The 6,528-nt window shown below is 60.2% G+C and carries 6 protein-coding genes; all 6 read right to left on the bottom strand.

Annotation, left to right across the window (positions count from 1 at the left end):
* Positions 1-252: 252 nt before the first annotated feature.
* The 6 genes from KX729_RS25380 to KX729_RS25355 all read right to left on the bottom strand — a co-directional run bounded on the left by KX729_RS25380 (position 253) and on the right by KX729_RS25355 (position 6,520).
* Complete coding sequence (locus tag KX729_RS25380; RefSeq protein ID WP_219745273.1) at positions 253-1,071, bottom strand: MBL fold metallo-hydrolase; 819 nt, start codon at positions 1,069-1,071, stop codon at positions 253-255.
* A gap of 3 nt (positions 1,072-1,074) precedes the next feature.
* Entirely contained in the window at positions 1,075-1,857 is a 783-nt protein-coding gene (locus tag KX729_RS25375) for a TatD family hydrolase (RefSeq protein ID WP_219745272.1), read from the bottom strand.
* A 9-nt stretch (positions 1,858-1,866) separates the two neighbouring features.
* Positions 1,867-3,417 carry a methionine--tRNA ligase gene (gene metG, locus KX729_RS25370; RefSeq protein ID WP_219745271.1) on the bottom strand — a complete coding sequence of 517 codons (1,551 nt, stop codon included), beginning with the start codon at positions 3,415-3,417 and terminating at the stop codon, positions 1,867-1,869.
* 134 nt (positions 3,418-3,551) lie between these two features.
* Positions 3,552-4,580 carry a DNA polymerase III subunit delta' gene (locus KX729_RS25365; protein ID WP_219745270.1) on the bottom strand — a complete coding sequence of 343 codons (1,029 nt, stop codon included), beginning with the start codon at positions 4,578-4,580 and terminating at the stop codon, positions 3,552-3,554.
* Positions 4,577-5,275, bottom strand: coding sequence for a dTMP kinase (gene tmk / locus KX729_RS25360; RefSeq protein WP_246617844.1), 699 nt, complete (start codon positions 5,273-5,275; stop codon positions 4,577-4,579). Before tmk ends, KX729_RS25365 begins: the two co-directional genes overlap by 4 nt.
* A gap of 51 nt (positions 5,276-5,326) precedes the next feature.
* Entirely contained in the window at positions 5,327-6,520 is a 1,194-nt protein-coding gene (locus KX729_RS25355; protein ID WP_376776063.1) for a D-alanyl-D-alanine carboxypeptidase family protein, read from the bottom strand.
* Between the last annotated feature and the right edge of the window lie 8 nt (positions 6,521-6,528).

Here is a 6,528-nt window from a genome sequence, read left to right as displayed (position 1 = left end):
GATCCGCCGCAGATCGCGCTCGCTCATCGCTATCAATCCCATCTGCAAACTCCCAGGCATCATTCAGACCCGGGGAGTGTGACATTCCAACTTTGCAGAAACAGGACATTCTAACTTTGCGGCTACATATCAAGATCAGATAAGATAGATTATGGAACTAAATGATATGGCGAAAGCTCTGAAATGCCGGCCTTTCGGCTGCTTGTTTGCCTTTCCGCCATCGAGGAATTCGTACATCCGTACGATGGCAGCTTATAGCTCCACGTCCAATTCGAAGCTCATCCCGTCGAATGCCGGCTCCACATGCGCTGGCGTCTCACGCATCACCGTCTCGTAGTCGAGCGGCGTATGCATATGGGTCAGGATGGCGCGCTTCGGCGTCAAGCGTCCGATCCAGCCAAGCGCCTGTTCGAGCGACAGATGGCTCGGATGGAATTTGTATTGCAGCGTGTCGATGATCAGGATGTCGAGCCCGGTAAGCTTACCGATCGTCTCGGGCGGAAAATCGCTGACGTCGCTGCAATAGGCCACGTCGCCGATCCGGAAGCCGAGCGATATGATATCGCCATGGACCTGCAGATGCGGCCAGAAGTCGATGGCACCGCCCGGGCCGTCGATGACGATCGGCGCATCCATCGTCTCGATCAGATGCGGTCGCGCGATCGGCGGATAATTGCCGCCGGCCGGCGTTTCCAGGCAATAACCGAAACCCTGGCGTATGCGCTCCATAGTGAAAGGTTCGGCGTAGATCGGAATGCGATGCCGCTGCAGCATGAAATATGTGCGGATATCGTCAATGCCGTGCAGATGGTCGGCATGCGCATGGGTATAGAGCACCGCATCGAGCCGCTGCACGTTGGCGGCAATCATCTGCTGGCGGAAATCCGGGCCGGTATCGACCACCACGACCGTACTGCCTTCCGGGCCGATCTGCTCCACCATGAAGGCGGCGCGGGTGCGTCGGTTCTTCGGATTGGCGGGATCGCAGGCGCCCCAGTCACCATGCGGCCGCGGCACGCCCGGAGACGACGAGCAGCCTAGAATGGTGAAGCGCCGCCGGTATGTCGCCACCGCTCAGACCCTCGGCATCTTCGAAAAGATGCAGAATGCGTTTTCCGTGGTGATCCGTGCCATTTCCTCGTAGCTCACGGCCTTGCATTCGGCCAGAACTTCGGCGGTGTTGACCACATAGGACGGCTCGTTGCGCTTGCCGCGCCAGCGTTTCGGCGCAAGGTAAGGCGCATCCGTCTCGACCAGAAGACGGTCCAGCGGCACCGTCCTGGCGATATCGCGCAGTTCTTCCGATTTCGGGAAGGTCAGGATGCCGGAGAAGGAAACATATCCGCCAAGCTCGACACCGACGCGCGCCAGTTCTGCACCCGACGAGAAGCAATGCAGAATGAAGGGGAAGGCCCCCTTCCCGCTTTCCGTGGTCAGTATCTCGATCATGTCGTCATCGGCCGCGCGGCTGTGAATGACCAGCGGCAGGCCGGTTTCGCGCGCTGCCGCGATATGGCGGATCAGGCCGGTCTTCTGGTCGGCCGGTGTCTGCGTATCGTAGAAATAGTCGAGACCCGCCTCGCCGATCGCGACGATCTTGTCATGCGCATTGGCAAGCCGCACCAGGTCTTCGGTCTGGATATCCAGCTCTTCGCCGGCATTGTTCGGATGCGTGCCGACCGAGCAGAAGACGGACGGATAGGCTTCCGTGATCGCCAGCAGCCCATCCAGCTTGCGAACCCGGGTGGAGATGGTGACCATCTGCTTGACACCGGCCTCGTGAGCGCGGGCGATGATCGCGTCGCGCTCTTCCGTGAAGTCGGCGAAATCCAGGTGGCAGTGCGTATCGATCAGCATGACGAAGCCTTACGCTTCCGGAGCCACGTAACGCGGGAAGACCGGCGTCGGCGCTTCCAGCACGATGCCCGGCTTCAGGCGCCCGGCCTCACCAAGCGCCGTGAAATCGCGAGCGTCAGGCGATGCCTTGACGAGATCGAGCAGCTTGGTGGACGAATCCGGCATGAACGGTTGCAGCAGTATGGCGATCTGCCGCACGACCTCGACGGTTACGTAAAGCACCGTGCCCATACGCTCGATATCACCCGTCTTCTTCAGCGCCCAAGGAGCCTGCGCCGCGAAATATCGATCCGTCTCGGAGACGACGGCGATGACAGCTGCGAGTGCCTTGCTGATCCCCTGCCTGCTCATCTCATCCCGGCAGGTTTCAAGCATTCCGTCGGCAAGCGCCAGCAGCGCCTTGTCTTCCTCAGTCAGTTCGCCCGGTTCCGGGACTACGCCGTCAAGATTCTTGGCGACCATCGAAATGGAACGGCTGGCAAGGTTGCCGATACCGTTGGCGAGGTCCGCATTGACGCGGGTCGCGATCAGCTGGTCGTTACAATTGCCGTCCTGGCCGAACGAGATTTCGCGGCAGAGGTAATAGCGTACGTAATCGAGGCCGAATTTCTCGATGATCTCGAACGGATCGACGACATTGCCGAGCGATTTCGACATTTTCTCGCCGTTGTTCAGCACGAAGCCATGCGCGAAGACGCGCTTCGGCAATGGCAGGCCGGCCGACATCAAGAAGGCTGGCCAGTAGACGGCGTGGAAGCGGATAATGTCCTTGCCGATGATATGCACGTCCGCCGGCCAGTATTTGGCGCGCGGGCCGTTCTTGTCTTCCATATAACCGGTGGCGGTAATGTAGTTGGTCAGCGCATCGACCCAGACATACATGACATGCGCCGGATCGTTCGGTACCTTGATACCCCAGTCAAACGTGGTACGCGATACCGACAGATCGCGCAGGCCGGATTTCACGAAGGAGATCACTTCGTTGCGGCGCTCGTTCGGGCCGATGAAATCCGGGTTTTCCTCATAGTGCTTCAGAAGCTTGTCGCCATATTCCGACAGCTTGAAGAAATAGCTGGATTCTTCTACCCATTCGACCGGCGTGTTCTGCGGCCCGTAGCGCACGCCATCGCGCACCGTGGTTTCGTCCTCGGCGTAATAGGCCTCGTCGCGCACCGAATACCAGCCGGCATAGGTGTCCTTGTAGATATCGCCGGCATCCGCCATGCGGTTCCAGATATCTCTGGACGCTTCGTGATGGCGTTCTTCGGTGGTGCGGATGAAGTCGTCGTTCGACGCGTTCAACAGCTTGCCCATGCCGCGGAATTCACCGGAATTGCGCTCCGCCAGCGCTTCCGGCGTAATGCCCTCGGCGCGCGCCGTCTGCTGCATCTTCTGGCCGTGTTCGTCCGTGCCGGTCAGGAAGAAGACATCCCTGCCGTCGAGACGCTGAAAGCGCGCCATGGCATCCGTCGCGATCAACTCATAGGCATGGCCGATATGCGGCTTGCCATTAGGATAGGAAATCGCGGTGGTGATGTAATAGGGCGTCTTGTTCGGCATCTTGGCACTCGGGACTGGATGAGGAGAACTTGTCCGGCACGGATTGTGCTGAGCGCTCTTAGCGCATGTTTCGCTGATGCGAAACACAAAGTTCCGGATGTTGGTTTCCTGAAAGCCCCAAGGCACGCTGCGTTTCAGCGGCGGGCAGCTTCGAGAATGGAGATGATCGTCTGCTTCTTGTCCAGATTATAGGCCTGGGCGACGGTGATCTTTTCGGTAATATCGCTGACGAGCTTTGCCTGGCGGTCGGCGGTGAACAGGTCACCGGCCAGTGCGGCCTCCCTCGCCCGTGCGACAAGATGGTCGCTCAGGTGCTCCAGAAAGAAACCGAAGATCACGTCGCTTTCCTTGCCGGACAGCACGTCCGCCAGCCGGTGCATCGCCTTGCGCGCCGCCGGTCCTTCCGCCGCGATCACATCGTCGAAGGCCGCGATGATTTCAGTCCCACCGTAATTGAGGAGCTTGAGCGCCTGGGAAACACTGCCCTTGCCCATCGAAAGAACTGTTTCTTGTGTCTTGCCGCCATCGAGCGGCATGCCGAGGCCAGCCAGAGCCTTAGCCATGTCGGCATCACCAAGCGGTGACAGTTTTAGTGGCTGGCAGCGGGAGCGGATGGTCGGCAACAGTTTCCCCGGCGCATGCGAGAGCACGAGGAACAGCGCACGACGTGGCGGTTCTTCCAGGATTTTCAGGATGGCGTTCGCGGCATTGCGGTTCAAGTCGTCGGCCGGATCGATGATGACGATGCGCCAGTTACCGGTACCGGACGTCTGCGAGAAGAAATGCCCTGCCCGCCTCACCTCGTCGACGGTGATCGCCGTCTTGACCTTGCCGGTCTTGTCATCCACCGGCCGCGCCAGATGCAGAAGATTATGCGAGGCGCCGGAGGCGATCTGCCGGCTGACGGATGAATCGAGATCGGGATCGGCAAGATGATCCGGCGCGTTTGCCGGATCGGGATGGGTCAGCACATGGTTGGCGAAACGGAATGCCAGCGTCGCCTTGCCGATGCCTTCCGGCCCCTCGATCAGGATCGCGTGATGCGCTTTACCGGACTGGTAGCTGCGCGCCAGAAAATCCTCCGCGGCCTGATGACCGTAGAGATGCGGATTGCGGGCCGGCGGCAAGGCGCCGTCCAGAATGCCGGGCGTCTCTTCGCTCATCCGACCGATTCCGCGCTGCTTGTCTGGGTGAAACCAAGTTCCCGGACCATGGGTTCGATGAGCGCAAAAATCTCGTCGGCGATTTCATCCTCGGAGCGTTCGGCGTTCACGACCCGACAGCGTTCCGGCTCGTTCTCGGCGATCTCCAGATAGGCCTCGCGCCGCTTCTCATGCGTCTGGATTTCCTCCCGCTCAAAACGGTCCGGCGCATTGTCCGCCGCGCGCTTCTTGGCACGCTTCAGGCCGATTTCGGCCGGCAGGTCGAGGATCAGCGTGCAGTCCGGCTTTATGCCGTCGATCGCGATCCTCTGCAGTGCCTCGATATAGTCGGGCTCCAGATTGCCGGTCACACCCTGATAGACGCGGGACGAATCGATGAAGCGATCACAAAGCACGATGGCGCCGGTTTCCAGCGCCGGACGGATCACCTCTTCCACGTGGTCGTTGCGGGCGGCGGCAAATAGGATCGCCTCCATGCGCACGCCGAATTCTTCGGCGGCTCCCGACAGAAGCACATGGCGAACTGCTTCCGCACCGGGCGAACCACCAGGCTCGCGCGTCACCAGCACGTCGTGGCCGCGACGGCGCAACTGATCCGCCAGCCGGCGAATCTGGGTCGATTTGCCAGCCCCCTCGCCGCCTTCGAAAGTCACGAACAATCCGGAATGTTCTGCCACGCGTGTTTCCGCACTCATTTGTATCAACTTATATCGTATAAGGGTGCGCTGCGAAACAAGCGGTAAACATCAAAGCCAGAAGAACATCAGTTCGAACAGCGCATCGGTTGCCCGGCTCGTCAATCCGCCGACCTCGATCGGCTGCGCCGTCACCAGCGGCACTTCGCGCACGACGCGTTCGCCGGCGGAAATCCTGAGCACACCGACATCCTGGCCTTCCTTCACCGGCGCCCGCAACGGCCAGCGATAGACGATACGGCCCGAAAGCCGGTCCGGATTGTTGGCCGGAAGATAGATATCGACCGGCTCCTTGGCGACCAGATCGACATAACGCGACGTGCCGCCATAGACGCTGGCCTGGCCGATCACCTCGCCTTGCTTGAACAGAAGCTTCGTCTGGAAGGCCGAAAGCCCCCATTCGAGAACCTTGCGGGCCTCGTCCATCCGCTCCTTGTCATTGGCCAGGCCACCCATGGCGAGGAAAAGTCGCGTGCCGTTTCGTTGAATAGAGGCGACCAGCGCATAACCCGAGCCTTCGGCAAAGCCGGCGCCCAATCCGTCAACGCCGATATTCAGGCCCATCAGCGGGTTCTTGTTGCGCTGAAAGATCTTGTTCCACTGAAAATCCGGCTGGGCATAGATCGGATAGAACTGCGGATATTCGCGGTAGATATGCCGTGCCAGTTCGACAAGGTCGCGGGCTGTGGTGCGACTTTCGGCATCCGGCAGGCCGGTGGAATTGCCGAAGATGGACCGGTCGAGCCCGATATCCTTGGCACGGGCCGACATGCGCGCGGCAAATTCGCCCTCCGTACGGGAAATCCCCTCGGCCAGCACGATACAGGCATCATTGCCGTTCTGGACCACGACGCCCTTGACGAGATCTTCGATGCGGACCTGAGATTTCAGTGCCGCGAACATCGTCGTCGTACCGGACGGAGCGCCGCCGCGGCGCCAGGCGTTCTCACTAACGGGATAGGTCGTGTCGAGACTGATTTCGCCTCGCCTCAGGGCGCTGAACACCACTTCCATGGTCATCAGCTTGGCGAGCGAAGCGGGCGGAAAAACCTGGTTTTCGTTGGAGGCCAGAAGCACCGTACCGGTCTTCGCTTCGATCATGAAGACCTGCTTCGCCTTGGTGGCGAAAGCTGGTGGCGGCTCCTGTGCTTCTGTCGTGTGAAATGTCGCTGACGCCGCAAAAAGCATCACGCAGAGAAGAAGCAAGAGACGCCGCATCGTCACCTCGTAGACCGGTTCAGCCATGAGCGTAG

This window comes from Neorhizobium populisoli, assembly GCF_019430945.1.
GTDB lineage: Bacteria > Pseudomonadota > Alphaproteobacteria > Rhizobiales > Rhizobiaceae > Neorhizobium > Neorhizobium populisoli.
Note: the sequence above shows the minus strand (reverse complement) of the source record. Positions and strands in the feature narration are given on the sequence as shown.

Bases quoted from the DNA above. Each gene is read 5' to 3' on its own strand.
- KX729_RS25375 (WP_219745272.1), bottom strand. From the start codon at position 1,857: ATGCTGATCGATACGCACTGCCACCTGGATTTCGCCGACTTCACGGAA.
- KX729_RS25355 (WP_376776063.1), bottom strand. From the start codon at position 6,520: ATGGCTGAACCGGTCTACGAGGTGACGATGCGGCGTCTCTTGCTTCTT.
- tmk (WP_246617844.1), bottom strand. From the start codon at position 5,275: ATGAGTGCGGAAACACGCGTGGCAGAACATTCCGGATTGTTCGTGACT.
- metG (WP_219745271.1), bottom strand. From the start codon at position 3,417: ATGCCGAACAAGACGCCCTATTACATCACCACCGCGATTTCCTATCCT.
- KX729_RS25365 (WP_219745270.1), bottom strand. From the start codon at position 4,580: ATGAGCGAAGAGACGCCCGGCATTCTGGACGGCGCCTTGCCGCCGGCC.